The 18,649-nt window shown below is 44.8% G+C and carries 16 protein-coding genes and 3 tRNA genes; 6 read left to right on the top strand and 13 right to left on the bottom strand.

Annotation, left to right across the window (positions count from 1 at the left end; genetic code table 11):
• Positions 1-171: 171 nt before the first annotated feature.
• The 5 genes from tyrR to pspA all read right to left on the bottom strand — a co-directional run bounded on the left by tyrR (position 172) and on the right by pspA (position 4,392).
• A complete protein-coding gene (gene tyrR / locus D1814_RS02510) occupies positions 172-1,728 on the bottom strand; it encodes a transcriptional regulator TyrR (protein WP_118489948.1) in 1,557 nt (518 codons plus the stop codon).
• A gap of 214 nt (positions 1,729-1,942) precedes the next feature.
• Positions 1,943-2,743 carry a phenylalanine 4-monooxygenase gene (gene phhA / locus D1814_RS02515; RefSeq protein WP_118489949.1) on the bottom strand — a complete coding sequence of 267 codons (801 nt, stop codon included), beginning with the start codon at positions 2,741-2,743 and terminating at the stop codon, positions 1,943-1,945.
• A 203-nt stretch (positions 2,744-2,946) separates the two neighbouring features.
• Positions 2,947-3,393, bottom strand: coding sequence for an envelope stress response membrane protein PspC (gene pspC / locus D1814_RS02520; protein WP_118489950.1), 447 nt, complete (start codon positions 3,391-3,393; stop codon positions 2,947-2,949).
• A complete protein-coding gene (gene pspB / locus D1814_RS02525) occupies positions 3,390-3,629 on the bottom strand; it encodes an envelope stress response membrane protein PspB (RefSeq protein ID WP_118495287.1) in 240 nt (79 codons plus the stop codon). Before pspB ends, pspC begins: the two co-directional genes overlap by 4 nt.
• A gap of 79 nt (positions 3,630-3,708) precedes the next feature.
• Positions 3,709-4,392, bottom strand: a complete 684-nt coding sequence (pspA, locus tag D1814_RS02530) for a phage shock protein PspA (RefSeq protein WP_118489951.1) — start codon at positions 4,390-4,392, stop codon at positions 3,709-3,711.
• Positions 4,393-4,613: 221 nt separating this feature from the next.
• On the opposite strand from pspA, the gene pspF reads away from it, so the two are divergent.
• From pspF to D1814_RS02560, 6 genes are read left to right on the top strand one after another with little or no spacing between them, the layout of a single operon-like run.
• A complete protein-coding gene (pspF, locus tag D1814_RS02535; RefSeq protein ID WP_118489952.1) occupies positions 4,614-5,735 on the top strand; it encodes a phage shock protein operon transcriptional activator in 1,122 nt (373 codons plus the stop codon).
• A gap of 3 nt (positions 5,736-5,738) precedes the next feature.
• Positions 5,739-7,427, top strand: coding sequence for an ABC transporter substrate-binding protein (locus tag D1814_RS02540; protein ID WP_118489953.1), 1,689 nt, complete (start codon positions 5,739-5,741; stop codon positions 7,425-7,427).
• 47 nt (positions 7,428-7,474) lie between these two features.
• Positions 7,475-8,455, top strand: a complete 981-nt coding sequence (locus tag D1814_RS02545) for an ABC transporter permease (protein WP_232368962.1) — start codon at positions 7,475-7,477, stop codon at positions 8,453-8,455.
• On the top strand, positions 8,442-9,335 hold the full coding sequence (locus D1814_RS02550) for an ABC transporter permease subunit (RefSeq protein ID WP_118489954.1): 894 nt from the start codon (positions 8,442-8,444) through the stop codon (positions 9,333-9,335). The genes D1814_RS02545 and D1814_RS02550 overlap by 14 nt, the downstream gene beginning before the upstream one ends.
• 1 nt (position 9,336) lies before the next feature.
• A complete protein-coding gene (locus D1814_RS02555) occupies positions 9,337-10,332 on the top strand; it encodes a peptide ABC transporter ATP-binding protein (protein ID WP_118489955.1) in 996 nt (331 codons plus the stop codon).
• Positions 10,332-11,135, top strand: a complete 804-nt coding sequence (locus D1814_RS02560) for an ATP-binding cassette domain-containing protein (RefSeq protein ID WP_118489956.1) — start codon at positions 10,332-10,334, stop codon at positions 11,133-11,135. The genes D1814_RS02555 and D1814_RS02560 overlap by 1 nt, the downstream gene beginning before the upstream one ends.
• Positions 11,136-11,187: 52 nt before the next feature.
• Here D1814_RS02560 and D1814_RS02565 read toward each other — a convergent pair whose 3' ends face one another.
• The 8 genes from D1814_RS02565 to alaS all read right to left on the bottom strand — a co-directional run bounded on the left by D1814_RS02565 (position 11,188) and on the right by alaS (position 18,599).
• Positions 11,188-12,318 (bottom strand): sodium ion-translocating decarboxylase subunit beta, encoded by a 1,131-nt coding sequence (locus D1814_RS02565; RefSeq protein ID WP_118489957.1) that lies wholly within the window; start codon positions 12,316-12,318, stop codon positions 11,188-11,190.
• Positions 12,319-12,321: 3 nt separating this feature from the next.
• Positions 12,322-14,136, bottom strand: a complete 1,815-nt coding sequence (gene oadA / locus D1814_RS02570) for a sodium-extruding oxaloacetate decarboxylase subunit alpha (RefSeq protein WP_118489958.1) — start codon at positions 14,134-14,136, stop codon at positions 12,322-12,324.
• Positions 14,137-14,154: 18 nt separating this feature from the next.
• Positions 14,155-14,442 (bottom strand): OadG family protein, encoded by a 288-nt coding sequence (locus tag D1814_RS02575; protein WP_118489959.1) that lies wholly within the window; start codon positions 14,440-14,442, stop codon positions 14,155-14,157.
• 251 nt (positions 14,443-14,693) lie between these two features.
• Positions 14,694-14,770 (bottom strand) — tRNA-Arg (locus tag D1814_RS02580).
• A 53-nt stretch (positions 14,771-14,823) separates the two neighbouring features.
• Positions 14,824-14,900, bottom strand: a tRNA-Arg gene (locus D1814_RS02585).
• Positions 14,901-14,937: 37 nt separating this feature from the next.
• A tRNA-Ser gene (locus D1814_RS02590) sits at positions 14,938-15,029 on the bottom strand.
• A gap of 646 nt (positions 15,030-15,675) precedes the next feature.
• Entirely contained in the window at positions 15,676-15,867 is a 192-nt protein-coding gene (gene csrA, locus D1814_RS02595; RefSeq protein WP_032094439.1) for a carbon storage regulator CsrA, read from the bottom strand.
• A 134-nt stretch (positions 15,868-16,001) separates the two neighbouring features.
• Positions 16,002-18,599, bottom strand: a complete 2,598-nt coding sequence (gene alaS, locus D1814_RS02600; RefSeq protein WP_118489960.1) for an alanine--tRNA ligase — start codon at positions 18,597-18,599, stop codon at positions 16,002-16,004.
• Positions 18,600-18,649 lie beyond the last annotated feature (50 nt).

Here is an 18,649-nt window from a genome sequence, read left to right on the forward strand (position 1 = left end):
AAGAAAGGGTGTACGCACAATATTGTCAATCGTGCACGAAGGGCGCTGGGTGTCTGCTTCGTAGGCGATGTAAATTTATCGTAACGGGGGCATAGACTTACCAAAAAGCCCCCAATCAGTGTCGCCCTTTGCCACTATGCGTGAACCAAAGGGCAATACTATTTTAGTTGGTTAGAGCTTAACAGTCGCTTTGTTGATGCCATACTCTCGCAGCTTGTTGGCAATAGCAGTATGGCTCAACCCTAGCTTTTTCGCTAATTGGCGTGTACTTGGATAGGAAGGGTACAAGCGCTTGAGCAAGTCCTTTTCAAACTTCTTCACTTCCTCATCTAATGTTCCATCGAAGTTTTCATCTATATAAGTAACACTAGGCGCACAGCTTGGCAGCTGAATATCTTCTTTGGTAATTTCCTTTCCATCAAGCAATGATAATGCGCGGTAAAGGGCATTTTGAAGCTGTCTTACATTGCCCGGCCATGGATACTGCTGAAGAAAATCTACACAAGACTTGCTTAGTTTTGCAGGACGGCGGCCCAATTTAGTACTGTGCTGTACAATAAATGATTCGGCTAGCGGCACGATATCCTGCCTTCTATCTTTTAAAGACGGCATAACTAAGCTCAATACGTTTAGGCGATAATATAACTCTTTTCTAAATCGGCCCTCTTCCACCAGCTGTCCTAGGTCACGGCACGTGGTACAAATAAATCGTACATCGACTTTAACCGGCTCTGAATCTCCTACGCGCCTAAATTCACCATCTTCTAAAACTCGCAACAGTTTGGCCTGAAGTTGTGAAGACATATCGGCTATTTCATCAAGTAAAAGTGTACCGCCTTTCGCCTGTTCTAAGAGCCCAACTTTGGCGCTCGGTTGGTTAAACGCCCCAGCAGCGTAACCAAACAATTCAGTTTCTGCCACACTGTCGGGGAGCGAAGCGCAATTAAGTGCTAAAAATGCGCCTTCGCTGCGGCGGCTAGACTGATGGCACGCTCTCGCAATCATCTCTTTACCCGTGCCTGTCTCGCCGAAAATTAAAATAGGTGCGTCTAAGTCGGCTATGCGCTTGGCTTCGTGAACCACTCGCTTCATAAACGGGGAATGAGCGACAAAGCGATCGAAACTGTCAGTAGGCGATTGGTGAAAAGCAGTAAACTGCTGTCCAAGGCGCATTTCCGATTTCAATATAACCACGGCGCCTGCCATAATCATATTTTGTTCACCATCTGGTACAGTGATCGGCAGCATATCGGCAAGATAATCCTGCTGAATGAATTTCACTTTAGAAGACTGTGGACCCGGTGACTTTCCATCCATCCATTTAGTAAAGTTGAACCCCTTAACAACCTCACTAATTTCTGTACCGATTATTTCGCTACTTGGCATTTCAAGCCCAGCGCTTACCGCTTCGTTACACAATAATATATTACCCTTGGCATCTATTGAGAAAACGGGGTCAGGTAAAGTCCGTAAAATGGCAGAGAGTTGGTTTTTCTCTCGCTCTCCCGGCATGAACAAAGTTGTTTTTACATCATCGATACCGTCTATGCGGCGTATTTGAGGCATGAGATGCTGAAAATCTGCAAACTCAATATTGGGAAAATTAAGGAAAATTTTACCTGCGGGATCAATTTCGATACCACGCAAATCTATTTCTTTGGTAACGAGGATATCTAAAACATCTTGAGTGATTCCAAGACGGTCCTGACAGCTTATTTCTAGACGCATAGGGTGTTATAGCTTTATTGTAAACATATATGTACAGGATATCACACTTTTACAAAAAGATAACAAGAGAAATGTTACAGAACTTTAAAATTGCGATAAGCAGCTTATTTTAAGACGTAAACTACGCGAGGACAAAGGACTAAACTCTAGAATCAAAAAAATGCCGCTTCGATGAGCGGCATCCTATATAAAACACATTTAATTAACAATAGCTCTAACTGGCTTTTTTCTCTTTCGGCGGGAAAAGTGGGGAAAACAAACCTAAAGATTTAGCTTTTTCCACTAGCGCCATAATATCCATTTCGGCTAATTCGAACAGATGGTCGAACTCCGGCAGAATATAATAGAGAGGTTGCATAATATCGATACGATAAGGCGTACGCAGAGCATCGATAGCAGTAAGTGGATTACGCAATGGTGTATCGCTGTCTAACGCGTAAATAGTTTCGCCTGGTGAGGACAAAATACCGCCGCCATATATTTTTAACTTATCCTTAGCACGCACCAGTCCAAATTCTACCGTGAACCAATAAAGACGTGCTAAGTAAACTCGGTCTTCCTTACTGGCCGCTAAACCCAACTTTCCGTAAGTATGGGTAAAATGGGCAAAGGCTGGGTTTGTTAGCAACGGGCAGTGGCCAAATACCTCATGAAAAATATCGGGCTCTTGCAAATAATCAAACTCTTCTCGAGTACGGATAAAAGTAGCAACAGGAAATTGCTTATTTGCCAGCAGCCTAAAAAACTCGCCGAAGTTTATTAGGGCAGGCACCTCAGCGGTTTGCCAACCCGTTTTTTCCATCAGAACTTTGTTGATGTCTGGCAACTGAGGGATTTCTTTTTCACTTAATTTCAATAAATCAAGCCCGTCCAGATACTCTTGGCACGCTCTTTCTTCTACCAGTGGAATTTGTCTCGCATAAAGCTCCGACCAAATTTGGTTTTCTTCATCTGACCAATGGATAATGCCATTCTCATCAGATTGCCTCGACTGGTATTGCGTTGATTTTGGCATAACTTCTGTGACCAATAAGTGTGAGATAACTTACCTTTTAGTCTAATGAAATTCGCGACGCCGAACAGTGGAAGGCCTCATGGCACCCTCATCATTGCTGTAACAGGAATTTTACATGCACCACTAAAACCGTTGATTTAAATAATAAAAAATCGCCCAAGGCGAGCGATTTCCCGTTAAACATTTGTGAGGTATAAAGCGAGTTATAATCGACTGATTTCTTTATTCAGCTGATATTCGCGAGACGTCACATACGTTTCCATTTTACGTAAGCGAACTTCAGCTTTCTCGAAGCGATTGCGAATATCGTGAAACGCCTGTTTCGGTGGCTCACCGGCCTGCCAAACCTTGGTTTTCACCTCAACTTTCGGGCTTTTCACTTGCCCAGCGTTGGAATTCGTCCAACCTTTACCTTTCGAAAAAACCGGTGGTGTAGGAGTATTATCTATCCCGGCCGGCTTCTTATCTAGGATGAACCATGCGGCTATGTAGGCAACGAATATAAAGGGACCTGCGAGTAAAAAGAAACCGGTAACCACTAAAATTCTAACTAACCAGGTTTCCAATCCGAAGTAGTCCGCTATACCTGAACATACACCCGCAATGCGTGCATTTTCCGGGTTGCGATAGAGCTGCTTACCATTTCTCATGCTCTATTCCTCCACTCGGGTGCCTCACTATCTAGAATGGCCTCTAATGTCTCAATGCGCTCACTCATTTTCTCAGCTTTCTCGGCAAGGTCTTGTAAAGATGCGTATTCCTCTGCGCTCAGTCCTTGATTGACCTGCTTTTTGCTTCGATAGTGTAAAATTAGCCATATGGGAGCAACAAATATTGAGAACACCACAAGGGGCATAACCAACACTGCAATTGTACCTTCATCCATCTCAATGTCTCCTACAAACTCTGATGTAGCTACCCTCTCCACGGCTTTCCATCAAGAGGGCGCCCCTATTCTTATTATTTTATTCTGATTTTTCGGTACTTTTACTCGTACCTTTTACTTTAGCTTTAAGCGCAGCTAGTTCGTCTTCCACTTTGTCGCTGGCTTCTAGTTCAGCAAACTCATCTTGCAACGTCTTTTTACCCAAATCATAAGCGTCTACCTGTGATTCAAGGTCATCAATTTTGCGCTCGTATTGCTCAAAGCGTCCCATTGCATTATCTACTTTCGTACTATCTAGTGTCTTTTTAACTTCTAAACGAGAGCTTGCGGTTTTCTGGCGCATAATAATGGCTTTCTGACGCGTCTTAGCGTCTGCAAGCTTCTCTTGCAGCTGACCAATTTCATCCTGGAGCTTGCTAATTTGTTCGTCAACAACGGCCAATTCTTTACTCAGCGCTTCTGCAGCTTCTGCAGACTTTTTCTTTTCTTGCAGCGCAGCTCGGGCTAAGTCTTCTCTATCTTTGCTTAACGCAAGTTCTGCTTTTGCTTCCCAATCGTTTGCATCGCTTTCATACTTTGCAATTTGATTAACAATTTCCTTTTTATTGGCTAGCGTCTTTGCAGATGCAGAGCGCACCTCAACCAACGTGTCTTCCATTTCCTGAATGATTAATCTAACCATTTTCTCAGGATCTTCGGCTTTGTCTAAAATCGCATTAATATTCGAATTCACAATATCTGTAAAACGCGAGAAGATACCCATAATAATTACCTCTTGCTAAAAATGGTAAGTGTTAGAAAACACCACACTTGATAAATAGGTTACTCTTGGTATAGATAGTATTCAATATACTTGCCAACTTTGTGAAGATGCTAACCCACTATTTTTTATACGTTTTTTATAAGCGCAAATAATACTCGTTTATCAATATTTTTTGCTCTACACTATTAATTGGTCGAAATGACTAATTTTTGAGGGATTTAATGAGTAGGTATCGACAGCAAGACAATTTACTTGGGCAAGCGAATAGTTTTCTAGAAGTTTTAGAGCAAATTTCACAGATTGCCCCCCTAGATAAACCCGTCCTCGTCATTGGCGAACGTGGGACTGGTAAAGAGCTGATAGCCGCGCGACTGCATTTCTTATCAAAGCGCTGGGATCAAAACTATATTAAGTTAAATTGCGCTGCGCTAAGTGAAAGCCTATTAGAGAGTGAGCTTTTTGGTTATGAAGCCGGTGCTTTTACCGGCGCTTCGAAACGTCGCGAAGGTCGCTTTGAAGTGGCGCACAATGGTACCCTATTTCTTGACGAACTCGCTAATACATCCGGCCTTATTCAGGAAAAGCTACTACGGGTAGTGGAATATGGAGAGTTTGAGCGTGTAGGTGGCAGCAAGTCAGTAAAAACCGATGTACGCCTTATCGCTGCCACAAACGAAGATTTGCCCGCTCTTGCCGATGCCGGTGAGTTTCGCGCAGACCTTCTCGACCGACTTGCTTTTGACGTTATCACCATCCCTCCACTTCGCGAGCGTCGTGAAGATATCATGATGTTGGCCGAGAACTTCGCCATTAATATGGCCCGTGAAATGGAAATGGAACTATTTAGCGGCTTCACTGAAAAAGCAAAGCGTATTCTTCTCGATTATGATTGGCCTGGTAATATCCGTGAACTTAAGAATGTGGTCGAACGTGCAGTATATAGAACAAATAATCCCCATCTCCCAGTTCACGAAATTGTGTTAGACCCCTTCGAGTCGGCCTTCCGTCCTAAAGGAAGAGTGAAAACAAATGATAGAGTGAGTGCCTCAGATTCGCTTGACGTTATTTCAAAGCCAGACACGCCAATAGTAAATGAACGTATTGAAAGTGCTGACGTTACGCCACTTACCCCCCAAAAAAAGCAAGAAATTGTCGAATATCCCATAGATTTGAAAGAACGCTCTCAACAACATGAGATAGATATGATAAAACAGGCTCTTGCTGACAGTCAGTTTAATCAAAAGAAAACCGCTGAAAAATTGAGCCTGACTTATCATCAGCTGCGAGGCTATCTCAAAAAATATAACTTACTAGATTCTTCCGCTGAAAACGTCGAGGCGTAGAGCATGTCCCATGGTTTGGTGAAGCGTTTGTCATTATGTTTATGTACAGCGCTTCTTGTTGCATCCTGTGCAAAGCAGAATAAACAAGCGTTTTATAATACAGGTATTATTTATTGTTCTGAAAGCAACCCAGTAACTTTTAATCCGCAGCTTGATACATCGAGCACAACCTCTGATGCATCATCTCATCAATTGTACGACAGACTTCTCGATTTCGACCCCGATTCTGGCCGCATTGTACCGAGTCTTGCAAGTAGCTGGTTAGTTAGTGATGACGGACTCACCTACGCCTTTCAGCTGCGTAGAGACGTATGGTTTCACACTACGCGCTATTTTGAACCAAGCAGAAACTTCAATGCCGACGACGTTATTTTTAGTATCGACCGCTGGCGCTTAAATTCACACCCCTATCACTACGTGTCGGGCGGAAGCTATCCCTATTTTGAAAGTATTGGCCTTGCTCAAAATATCGCGTCTGTTGAACGGGTAAATGGTTATCGCGTTGAAATTACGCTTAAACGCCGTGACAGCTCATTTTTGGCAAATTTAGCTACGGATTTCGCCGTTATACTGTCACAGGAGTATGCCGAGAAGCTTGCACAAGCTGGTACACCCAGCAAAATTGACCAGCTTCCAATAGGCACGGGGCCCTTTAAATTTGAAAGTTACCGAAAAGATCACTTTATTAAGTATCTGCGCCACGACAACTATTGGCGCACGCAAGCTCGTGAAGAAAACGGGAGTGATATAGCGTCAGCGCAACAAAATTTAAGCGAAGCTCAAAACAAGCCCGAAGTTGAACAACTTATTTTCGATATAACACCGCGAAGTTCGTTACGCCTGGCCAAGCTAATGACTGGGGAATGTGACGCTACCGCATTCCCGGCACAAACTGAACTTGAAGTTATACGCACAGAGGATGACCTGACATTGGCAGAAAAACCGGGGCTAAATGTGGGCTTTTGGGCCTTTAATACACAGCGCCCGCCGTTTGATAACCCCGATGTAAGGCGAGCACTCGCCGCGGCTATTGATAAAAACACCTTATTAGAAGCGGTTTACTTCGACAGTGCAACACGGGCTAAAACCCTGCTACCTGCGGCTAGCTGGGCATTTCAAAACGATGCCGATGACACTGCCTACAACCCTGTTCTGGCGCGAAAATTATTGGCCGATGCCGGAATAGCCCCTGGATTTTCAATGACAATTTGGGCCATGCCGGTCGAGCGCGCTTACAACCCTAACGCTACAAAGATGGCCGAGCTTATTCAGCGATACCTTCGCGATGTAGGTGTAGAAGCGACTATTGTAAGTTACGATTGGGCTACCTTTAGACGCCATCTACAAGAAGGCCTGCACGACTCCGTATTAATCGGCTGGTCTGCCGATAACGGCGACCCTGATAACTTTTATCGCCCCTTATTGAGCTGCGGAGCAATTCCATCGGGAACGAACCGGGCAATGTGGTGTAATGATAGTTATGACAAGTTACTTAACGAAGCGCTTCAAACTGATGACATTGACGAGAGATCTGCTATTTACAAGCAAGTTAATAGGTTATTATACGAACGTCTCCCAGTAGTACCTATTGCGCATGCCTATCGCTATCAAGCGTACAGAAATGAGTTAGAAGGCATGACAATCAACCCCTTTGGCGGTGTGCGTTTTGGCGGAGTAGAGAAAGCACTGTGATCCAAATTCTCCTAAGATACTGCACTTTATTTATATTAACGCTTCTAGTGTTAACAATTATTTCGTTCTCGCTGGCCTATCTTTTTCCAGGCGATACGTTAGAAAATTTGACTGGGCTTGTGCCACAAAATGAGATGCAGCGCGCTGCGCTGGAGAAACAGTTTAAGCTAGACCAGTCGTATATTTTTCAGTTTATCTACTATGTAGGTAATTTGTTGACTGGCGATTGGGGCTACAGCTTCACGTCTGGCCTACCCTTAAGAGAAGAAGTCGGTATTGCTATGCCCGCTACGATAGAACTGGCAACCTACGCAATGCTTATGGCCTTATTTATCGGTATTCCATTAGGCTATTACGCCGGCATTCGCTGTTATTCAACGTCTGACCACTTAATAAATAGTGCGAGTATTACTACCTATTCTTTCCCCGTCTTCTGGTTCGCTCTGCTGCTTATTTTGGTATTTAGTTTGGAATTGGACGTGGCACCGCTGTCTGGTCGAATAAGCCTAATTTACGATATAGAGCCAGTAACAGGCTTTATTCTATTTGATGTTTTGCTATCGGATATCGAAAATAAATCCTTAGCATTTAAAGATGCCCTGTCACACTTAGCGCTGCCAACTTTCGCTATTGGTGCCATAACTACTGCCTCAATGATACGCATAACCCGGCGCTCAGTTATAGACGTAAAACATCGTCCGTATATTGCCGCTGCGGTGTCGCGCGGGCTTTCTAGTTGGCAAATATTTACCCGCCATATTCTACGTAACGCACTGCTTCCTATTTTACCATTAATGGCGATTCAAATTACTACGCTTATAACCAATGCAATGATTGTCGAAACCTTGTTTTCATGGCCCGGAATTGGCAACTGGCTGATACAAGCCATTTATCAACGGGATTACCCCGCTTTGCGTATTGGTATGATGGCGGTATCAACGGTCGTGATTACCCTGACGATTCTGGTGGATGTGTTAAACCGTATGATTGACCCAAGTAGAGAGAAATACGAGCGTGCCACAGTTTAGTTTGTACGAAGAAGAATTCCATCCCTCCCCTTGGCAACGGACCTGGGCGTCTTTCAAGGCCAGCCACATTTCTATGCTGGGTTTAATTATGCTAGCGCTATTTGTGGTATGTGCCCTATTTGCCCCTCTCATTACCCCTTATGACGCTGTGGAACAGAATATTGACGGGCTGTTGATTCCGCCTAGCTGGTTAGCGAATGGCTCTATTACCCATCTGTTTGGCACAGATGCGCTAGGAAGAGATTTATTTACCCGTATCATTTATGGCTGCAGAACGACACTGGGCTCGGCCTTCTTAACCGTAGTACTTGCGATGTTAGTTGGCGTGAGTTTAGGTACGCTCGCAGGTATGTTGCGCGGGGTTCGCTCGAGTGTTGCGAACCACTTACTCGATGCACTTATGGCCATCCCTACTCTGCTGATTGCTATTATCATAGTTGCGATACTTGGTACGGGTTTGGTGAACAGTATGTGGGCTATCACCCTCGCGCTTATTCCTCAGTTTGTGCACCACACTCGCAGCTTCGTGCGCGCAGAAATGAAGAAAGACTACATTGTTGCATCAACGCTTGACGGTGCAAGCAAATGGCAGCTCTTTGTTCACTCTATTTTACCTAATATGACGGAAATGCTTGTGGTTCAAGGAACACTGGCTCTTTCAATCGCAGTTATCGATATCTCTGCGCTCGGCTTCTTAAACTTGGGCGCCCAATCACCGTTGCCTGAATTAGGTGTAATTCTAGCCGACGGACTAGACGTTACTTACCTAGCGCCTTGGAATGTTGCGGTGCCCGGTATGGCGATATTTTTTATCGTACTGTCCATCAATATCGTAGGTGACGGCTTGCGTTCTTCACTGAGAAAAAGGGTGAGTCACTAACATGCCAATGCTTGATATCAAAAACCTCACCTTAGAAATGCAGAACGGTGACAGCACCATAAAAGCGTTGGATAAGGTAAATTTGACAGTGAGCTCAGGCGAGATTCGTGCTCTGGTGGGCGAATCAGGTTCTGGTAAAAGCCTTATTGTATCCGCGATCTGCGGAGCGCTTCCAAACCAGTGGAATTTAACCGCCGACCGCATGAGCTGGAATGGTGAAAACCTATTAGGTATGTCAGTTCGACAGCGCCGCGAAGTAATGCGTCGTGAAATTGCTGTGGTTTTTCAAAACCCGCAAGCGGCACTTGACCCGTCGGCCACTTTAGGTGAACAGCTTGAAGAAAGCATTCCTGATGAATTTGTTGAAGGTAGCTGGTTTTGGCAACGTGCGCAGCACAGAAAAAAGATAGCAATAAGCACTGTACATAAGGTGGGAATAAAGCACCACAAGCATTACTTAAGTGCATTCCCTCACCAAATTCCCGCTGATATTGGACAAAAGTTCATGATAGCGATGGCGGTAGTGTCTCAACCCAAATTACTTATCGCAGATGATCCCACTCGAGGCATGGAGCCCACAACTAAGACGCAGATCCTAAAACTTTTTACGCGTCTTAATCAAACTCGCTCGCTATCGATATTGTTTGTCAGTCATGATTTGCTTGCCATCGCGAGTATGTCACATTCAATGACAGTGCTTTACGCGGGGCAAACTGTGGAATCGGGAAAGATGAAGCACATTAAAAAGCGCCCTCTTCACCCTTACACTAAAGCGCTATTAGATAGTGCGCCAAGCTTCAGAAAAGACTTACCGCCTAAGTCTGCGTTACCTACGTTAAGCGGCTCTATACCAACGCTACAACATTTGCCTATTGGTTGTCGTCTAGGCCCCCGTTGTCCTCGGGCTCAACGCGCCTGTGTGCAAACACCCGCCGTACGCAAAATTCATGATCATAACTACAGCTGTCATTACCCGCTACATATGGAGAAGCTGTAATGGACATTTTGCAGGTAAAAGACCTTACGTTTATACATAACGAAAAGAAGCGCTGGTTAAAGCGCCCTGAGGTATTTCAACTTGGTCCGGTTAATATGAGCGTTAAACGGGGGGAAACTATTGCCATCATAGGGGAAAACCGTTCGGGTAAATCCCTTCTTGCTAAATTATTGGTTGGCGCTCTACCTGCCGATGCGGGTGAAATTGAAATAAACACTCACAAGTATTTAGCCAAGTATCAGTCAAAAGACGGCCAACGCAAGCGGACCCATGACATTCGAATGATTCTGCAACACAGTGCGGAATCTATGAACCCATCGGTTCCGGTAGGTAAAATCCTAGACGAACCCTTGCGTTTAAATACGGGTCTTAGCGAAGCCGAACGCAAACCTATTATCGAAGATATGTTGGTAAAAGTAGGGTTACTTCGCGAGCACTATTATTTTTACCGGCACATGCTTTCTGACGGCCAACAGCAGCGCGTAGCGTTGGCTCGAGCTATAGTACTAAAACCCAAAGTGCTTGTTGCAGATGAACCCTTTGCGGCGTTAGACCCTACTATTCGCTCACAGACGGTGAACCTAATACTGCAACTACAACAAGAGCTGGGGTTGGCATTTATCTTCATAAGCCATAACTTAGGGATTGTCAGGCATATTGCAGATAGAGTTGTGGTAATGGAAGGCGGCGAAATTGTAGAGGAAGGTAAAACTGAAACTATTTTCAGGTGGCCGCAGCACACCCGCACTAAGAAATTAGTGACTGCTTATCAGTCGCTAGTACCGCAAAATACCATTCGTTAAAGCGCTGAGGGCAGTAAACTGCCCTCTCAATATCAAAATTGTATCACCCTAGTTAGCCAACCAGTGCAAGCAAAATACCTGCAGCGACCGCACTTCCTAAAACACCGGCTACATTAGGCCCCATTGCATGCATCAACAAGAAGTTATGAGGGTTTGCTTCCAGACCCACCTTATTCACGACTCTCGCAGCCATAGGCACGGCAGATACACCCGCAGCACCAATGAGCGGGTTTATACTCCCGCCCGATAGCTTACTCATCAACTTAGCCATTAACACGCCAGCAGCGGTTCCTATACCAAATGCAATTGCGCCTAGGCCCAAAATACCCAAAGTTTCCACCGTAAGGAATGCGTCAGCTGATAGCTTAGAGCCTACAGCTAAACCAAGGAAAATGGTCACTGTGTTGATTAGCTCGTTTTGGGCTGTTTTACTTAATCTGTCTACAACGCCACATTCTTTCATCAAATTACCAAAGCAGAACATGCCTACTAGCGGCGTGGCAGCTGGTAAAAACAAGATGGTCATAAATAACACGGCGAGTGGAAAGATAATTTTTTCACGCTTTGATACAGGCCGAAGTTGACCCATTTTAATTTCGCGTTCCTCTTTTGTGGTCAGCGCTTTCATAATGGGCGGCTGGATAATAGGTACCAGCGCCATATAAGAATATGCAGCGACCGCAATAGCACCTAGCAAGTCAGGTGCTAAACGTGAAGCAAGAAAGATAGCCGTTGGCCCATCTGCGCCCCCTATTATGGCAATGGCACTGGCATCTTTTAACGTAAATTCAAAACCCGGAATAAGATTTAACGCTATTGCGCCAAACAAGGTAGCAAAAATACCGAATTGAGCGGCAGCGCCGAGAAGCAGCATTCTGGGGTTTGCAATAAGCGCGCTGAAATCTGTCATTGCACCTACCCCCATAAAAATGAGCAATGGGAATACGCCTGTATCAATGCCAATTTTATATATGTAGTGCAATAAGCCACCCGCTTCTGAAAAACCAGCAATTGGAATATTCGTAAGCAGAGCGCCAAAACCAATGGGTAATAGGAGCAATGGCTCAAATTTCTTCACAATGGCTAAATAGAGTAACCCGAAGCCTACCGCCATCATGATGAGCTGGCCTGCTTCAAAATGCGCAAGCGCGGTACTATCCCAAAGTACCATTAACTTATCCATGTATTACCCCAATAAGATTAACGGTTGACCGCTAGTTACAGCATCGCCTTCACCCACGGTAATGTCATTGACCGTACCGGAAAACGCAGAGCGGATCTCGGTTTCCATTTTCATGGCTTCAAGGATCATCACTACATCACCTTCAGATACACTATCGCCAGTTCGTACTAATACTTTAAATACGTTACCCGCTAGTGGCGCATCAATTGACTGCGACGACGCAGCGGCAGGTGAAGCTGGGCTAACAGTTTGTGGCTGGGGTTGAGCCGTATCGGCAGGCGTAACGCTCGTTAGCGTACCTGAGGGTGCCACTTCTACGCGATACAATTTACCGTCTACGTTTACGTCGTAAGATTCACTCGCGGTAGCCCCTTGTGAGTTTGACTTGGCTTCAGCAGGCTTCGGCGTATTTGCGCTTTGCGACTCTTGCGCGCTAGGTGAAGGTTCAAACGCATCAGGATTGCCGCGATTTTGGATAAACTTGAGGCCTATCTGCGGGAATAGTGCATAAGTCAGCACATCATCAATTTTGTCATCTGAGAGCGAAAGCTGCTTTTTCTCGGCAAGTTCATCTAGCTCTTTAATTAGCGTATCTAGCTCAGGCGCGATATTATCAGCAGGCCTGCACGTTATGGGCTCTGCACCATCTAGCACGCGCGCCTGCAATTCCTTATTTACTGGTGCAGCTGTAGCGCCATATTCGCCTTTCAGTACACCAGCAGTTTCTTTGGTAATGCTCTTATAGCGCTCGCCAGTTAGCACATTAAGTACCGACTGCGAACCGACAATTTGAGAGGTGGGCGTTACAAGAGGGATAAATCCAAGGTCTTCACGTACCCGAGGGATTTCTTTTAACACTTCTTCGAACTTATCTTCAGCACCCTGCTCTTTTAGCTGACTTTCCATGTTGGTTAACATGCCACCTGGCACTTGGGCCAATAGGATACGCGCATCTACGCCTTTAAGACTTCCTTCAAATTTACTGTATTTCTTTCTCACTTCTCTAAAATAACTGGCAATGTCTTCCAGTTCTGGTAGCGAAATGCCCGTATCGCGTTCTGTACCTTCAACGATTGAAACCATAGTTTCAGTTGCACTGTGACCGTAGGTCATGCTCATTGATGAGATAGCCGTATCGAGCATATCAATACCGGCATCAATGGCCTTTTGATAGGTTGCCGTGCTTAACCCTGTCGTGGCGTGGCACTGCATGGCAATAGGTACATCGACGGTTTCTTTTAACCCTGTAATTAATGCTTCGCATTCATAGGGTTTTAAAAGCCCGGCCATGTCTTTCACACAGATAGAATGCACGCCGAGGTCTTCAAGTTGTTTAGCCATATCTAGCCATAGCTCTAGATTATGCGCTGGGCTTACTGTGTAAGAAATAGTGCCTTGCGCGTGAGCGCCGCTGTCTATGGTAGCTTTAATGGCGGTTTTCAAATTTCTGATGTCATTCATGGCATCAAAAATCCTAAACACGTCTACACCGCTTTCGTGAGCGCGCTCTACAAAGCGAGTAACAACATCGTCAGCATAGTGGCGATAACCTAATAGGTTTTGACCACGCAATAACATTTGCTGTTTGGTATTGGGCATAGCGGCCTTTAACTTACGAATGCGCTCCCAAGGGTCTTCCCCTAAATAACGGATACAGGCGTCAAAGGTTGCACCGCCCCAAGATTCAACAGACCAGAAGCCTGCCTTATCTAATTTTTCAGCAATGGGGAGCATATCCTCAATACGCATACGCGTAGCAAGAAGTGATTGGTGGGCATCACGCAAGACCAGCTCGGTAAGGGCCAGAGGCTTAGACATGGTAACTCCTGATATGGATTATTTTTTAGAATTTTGGCGATGGGTATGAATTGCGGCAGAAATAGCAGCGATGACGTTACCGTCTATTCCCGGTTGTACCGCTTGATTATTCCGAGTCAAATTGGCTGAACGCCGGTTAACATTATCCGAAGGGTCCGGTATTTCACCTGGAAAAGCTTCACAAAAACGTGCAATCAAATGAATGCCCACAATAAGAAGCCCCAAGAACGAAAAGACAAACACCATTCCTATGAGCATAAGAGTGCCTGCTTCAATGAGCAGACTAGCGACGGATTCCGAATTCATATTCAATCCTGTTGTTATTTTGTACCTGAATAAGTATCACGAGGTTTTTAAAAACACAACAAAACAGCATAAAAAACCACTTAAATTTGAATAAAACCCACCAATATGAAACTTAATGCATTATTACTTAATAAATTTGCAACAAACACATAGTATTTATATGAAGCTGAGGCTTTGTGCAAAGTGGCTTAAAAAGAAATGAAGGAATTCAGAAATGAAAAAGCCCACCTAAAAAGGTGGGCTTTTTGATATGGCGCGTGTGGAAGGATTCGAACCTCCGACCGCCTGGTTCGTAGCCAGGTACTCTATCCAGCTGAGCTACACACGCGTAAACTTGTATGCTTTTGAATTTTACTTCAAAAGGTGACGCTTTAAATTAAGTGGCGCGTGTGGAAGGATTCGAACCTCCGACCGCCTGGTTCGTAGCCAGGTACTCTATCCAGCTGAGCTACACACGCGCAAAACTTGTTGTTGACCGCCACTGCCAACGAATAATGGCGGAGAGGGAGGGATTCGAACCCTCGATACGCGTATATGCGTATGGTTCCTTAGCAGGGAACTGGTTTCAGCCACTCACCCACCTCTCCTTGACTGCGGGGTGCATTTTACGGATTCATTGGCCTGAGTCAAACCTTTTTTATAAAGAAATTGTTCACTCGCTGCCATTTTAAACGATTCGAGCAAAAAACCAGTAATTTGTTCGCAATACAAACAATTAAATCGAAAATTATTCGTCGCTGACTCTTAATTTCCGTTTAAATTTGTTCAGCCTATTAAGGCTTTCAACTGAATTTTTAAATAGTTTAGTCAATTATTCACAAATATCGTGAGTAATTTTTGAGATTACCAATACCAATCCGCATAGATAATTGCCCATTCAGAAGGCGCTGGCAAGTTTCCTAGCGCAGCGTGGGGATGCAGGAATGGCTGTTCCCTTTCAAATTCCCAGAATAAAGCTAGGAAGCTTGTTAGACCTTCCCTAAGGGCGAGTTTAGAATGTCCGTACTCTTTGTTGTGTCACCTAGATGTAGAACTCTATACCTGCAGTAACACGCCGCGATTACGAATATTTTAATTCTAGCTGAGTGGGTAACTATCTATGTGGACTGGTATAACTACTTCGCAACCTGGCTTCAAGAGTACTTGAAAGGAAAAAAGCCAAGAGAAATTTTCTTGCTTAAAACAAAAAAGGTCAGCTAAAGCTGACCTTTTCCAATGAAGCGTACAATGCAATTATTCCGCAGAATCTGGCTGACCGCCTTTTTCTGCCTGAATGCGCATATATATCTCTTCACGGTGCACAGAAACTTCTTTTGGTGCATTAACACCTATACGTACCTGATTCCCTTTTACGCCTAGTACGGTAACGGTTACATCGTCACCTACCATAAGCGTTTCACCAACTCGACGAGTCAAAATAAGCATTCGCTTGCTCCTGTTCCTTAATACTGAACATCATCCATTAAGATTTGCCAACCCAACGGCACGACCCGATGGTAGCGACAGTGATTCCCTGTTTCTGTGTCACTTCAAAAACTCACTGTTATACACAAAAATAATTATAGCTTATCTTGTAACCAAGCGTTAACCGAATCTAGTGCTTGGTTCAAGTTTTCAGGCTGGTCACCACCTGCCTGTGCCATATCAGGGCGACCGCCTCCTTTGCCACCTACTTGAGATGCAACAAAGTTCACCAGCTCGCCTGCCTTTACCTTACCTGTGAGGTTTTTAGTAACGCCAGCAATAAGATTCACTTTCGCATCGTTGGCCACACCTAATACTACGATCCCTTCGCCAATTCGGTTTTTAATGTCATCCATCATTGAGCGCAATGACTTCGCTTCAACACCTTCCAAATTCGCAACAAGAATTTTAACGCCATTTATCTCTACTGCATTACTAAGCATATCAGCACCTTGCTGACTCGCCAGTTTTTGTTTAGCGGAATTGAGTGCTTTTTCTAGTTCTTTAGTCTGATTTTGTAGAGAAACTACGCGATCCAGTACATTTTGGCTATCTGTTTTCAGTAATGAAGACAATGACGCCAGCGTAGCTTGCTGAGTTTGCACAACTTCAAGTGCTTGCTCGCCAGTGACCGCTTCAATGCGTCGAACGCCCGATGCAATACCCGCTTCACTAGTAATTTTAAACAAGCCAATATCACCTGTGCGCGCAACGTGTGTACCGCCACATAGTTCGACAGAGAATGGGCCCATTGTTACAACGCGAACTTTTTCATCGTACTTTTCGCCAAACAGTGCCATAGCACCTGATGCTTTGGCTTCTTCTAGGTCCATAAGTTCAGTGGCTAGCGTATGGTTTGCGCGTATCTCTTGGTTAACGCGTTTCTCAATCTTTGTAAGCTGCTCAGCGGTAACTGCCTCAAAATGCGAAAAGTCAAAACGCATACGAGACGCTTCAACCAATGAACCTTTTTGCGTTACGTGCTCACCAAGAATTTCACGCAGCGCGGCGTGAAGTAAGTGGGTAGCACTGTGGTTCTTTTTGATGGCTTCACGATTTGCAGAATCAATCGCAGCAGTTGCCGTATCACCTTTAGACACCGAGCCTTTGGCAATACCTTTGTGCGCAAATGCATTGCCCATTTTTTGGGTGTCTGTCACAATGAACTCACCGTTAGCAACGCGAAGTACACCTTTGTCACCAGCCTGACCACCGCTTTCAGCGTAGAACGGCGTACTGTCTAGTACCACAACGCCTTCCTGACCGTCTTCTAGCTTTTCTACAAACGCATTGTCCGCAATAAGCTCAACCACATTAGCCTGGCCTTCCACATCGGTATAACCTGTGAATGAGGTTGTGTGGTCAATAGCTAGTTTGCTGTTGTAGTCTGCACCAAAATTACTTGCTTGCTGAGCACGGGCTCGCTGAGCTTGCATAGCAGCTTCAAAACCTTCTTCATCAATTTTAAGGTCGTGCTCACGAGCCACATCGTTCGTTAGATCTGTAGGGAAACCGTAAGTGTCGTAAAGCTTAAACACTACATCACCTGGCACTGTATCGCCTTCAAGGGTTTCCAGAGTATCGTTTAGGATAGCCATACCACGAGCTAGGGTTTTGCTAAATTGCTCTTCTTCAACACGCAGTACTTTTTCAATAACAGGCAGCTGGTCGACAAGTTCTGGATAAGCCTCGCCCATTTCTTTAGCCAGTGATGCCACCAGCTTGTAGAAGAAAATATCGTTTGCGCCTAGCTGGTAGCCATGTCGAACCGCACGACGAATAATGCGGCGCAACACATAACCACGCCCTTCATTGGTAGGCATTACGCCATCACAAATTAAAAAGCTGCACGAACGGATATGATCGGCAATAACACGCAGAGACTTGTTTTCTAGGTCATCAGTACCAACAATTGATGCAGCTGACTTAATTAAGTTTTGGAACAGGTCAATCTCGTAGTTACTGTGCACGTTTTGCAAAATAGCTGAAATACGCTCAAGGCCCATTCCCGTGTCAATAGACGGTTTTGGCAGAGGCTCCATGGTACCGTCAGCTTGCTTATTAAACTGCATAAATACCAAATTCCAAATCTCAATGAAACGGTCGCCGTCTTCTTCAGGCGTTCCCGGAGGGCCACCCCAGATGTGTGCACCGTGGTCATAAAAGATTTCAGAGCAAGGACCACAGGGGCCAGTATCACCCATAGACCAGAAGTTATCTGATGTGCTGATACGGATGATTTTTTCTTTAGGCACACCGATGTGGTTTTCCCAAATATCGAACGCTTCGTCGTCGTCAGAGTAAACGGTAACGAGTAGCTTTTCTTTTGGTAAACCTACTTCTTTAGTTAGAAAGTTCCATGCAAACTCAATCGCTTCTTTTTTGAAATAATCGCCGAAGCTAAAGTTACCCATCATTTCGAAAAAAGTATGGTGACGGGCAGTATAACCTACGTTTTCAAGGTCGTTGTGTTTACCGCCAGCGCGCACACATCGCTGCGAAGAGACTGCTCGGGTATAACTACGCTTCTCTGCGCCTAAGAAGCAGTCTTTAAACTGGTTCATGCCTGCATTAGTAAAAAGAAGCGTGGGATCATCTGCCGGCACCAGTGACGAGCTTGCCACCGCCTGATGGCCATGGCTTTTAAAATAATCGATAAACTTGTTACGTAAGTCAGCAGTTGATAATGTCATTGAAAACCTAACTTCCTTTATTCTATTTTTGAAACGTGCGAATTGCCTAT

The sequence above is a fragment of the Alteromonas sp. BL110 genome, from assembly GCF_003443615.1.
GTDB lineage: Bacteria > Pseudomonadota > Gammaproteobacteria > Enterobacterales > Alteromonadaceae > Alteromonas.

What these genes read in the sequence shown, in the direction of transcription:
- D1814_RS02560 (WP_118489956.1), top strand. Translation starts at nt 10,332, where the DNA reads ATGGACATTTTGCAGGTAAAAGACCTTACGTTTATACATAACGAAAAG.
- D1814_RS02565 (WP_118489957.1), bottom strand. Translation starts at nt 12,318, where the DNA reads ATGGATAAGTTAATGGTACTTTGGGATAGTACCGCGCTTGCGCATTTT.
- oadA (WP_118489958.1), bottom strand. Translation starts at nt 14,136, where the DNA reads ATGTCTAAGCCTCTGGCCCTTACCGAGCTGGTCTTGCGTGATGCCCAC.
- alaS (WP_118489960.1), bottom strand. Translation starts at nt 18,599, where the DNA reads ATGACATTATCAACTGCTGACTTACGTAACAAGTTTATCGATTATTTT.
- D1814_RS02540 (WP_118489953.1), top strand. Translation starts at nt 5,739, where the DNA reads ATGTCCCATGGTTTGGTGAAGCGTTTGTCATTATGTTTATGTACAGCG.
- pspA (WP_118489951.1), bottom strand. Translation starts at nt 4,392, where the DNA reads ATGGGTATCTTCTCGCGTTTTACAGATATTGTGAATTCGAATATTAAT.
- csrA (WP_032094439.1), bottom strand. Translation starts at nt 15,867, where the DNA reads ATGCTTATTTTGACTCGTCGAGTTGGTGAAACGCTTATGGTAGGTGAC.
- pspF (WP_118489952.1), top strand. Translation starts at nt 4,614, where the DNA reads ATGAGTAGGTATCGACAGCAAGACAATTTACTTGGGCAAGCGAATAGT.
- D1814_RS02575 (WP_118489959.1), bottom strand. Translation starts at nt 14,442, where the DNA reads ATGAATTCGGAATCCGTCGCTAGTCTGCTCATTGAAGCAGGCACTCTT.
- pspB (WP_118495287.1), bottom strand. Translation starts at nt 3,629, where the DNA reads ATGGATGAAGGTACAATTGCAGTGTTGGTTATGCCCCTTGTGGTGTTC.
- tyrR (WP_118489948.1), bottom strand. Translation starts at nt 1,728, where the DNA reads ATGCGTCTAGAAATAAGCTGTCAGGACCGTCTTGGAATCACTCAAGAT.
- pspC (WP_118489950.1), bottom strand. Translation starts at nt 3,393, where the DNA reads ATGAGAAATGGTAAGCAGCTCTATCGCAACCCGGAAAATGCACGCATT.
- D1814_RS02555 (WP_118489955.1), top strand. Translation starts at nt 9,337, where the DNA reads ATGCCAATGCTTGATATCAAAAACCTCACCTTAGAAATGCAGAACGGT.
- phhA (WP_118489949.1), bottom strand. Translation starts at nt 2,743, where the DNA reads ATGCCAAAATCAACGCAATACCAGTCGAGGCAATCTGATGAGAATGGC.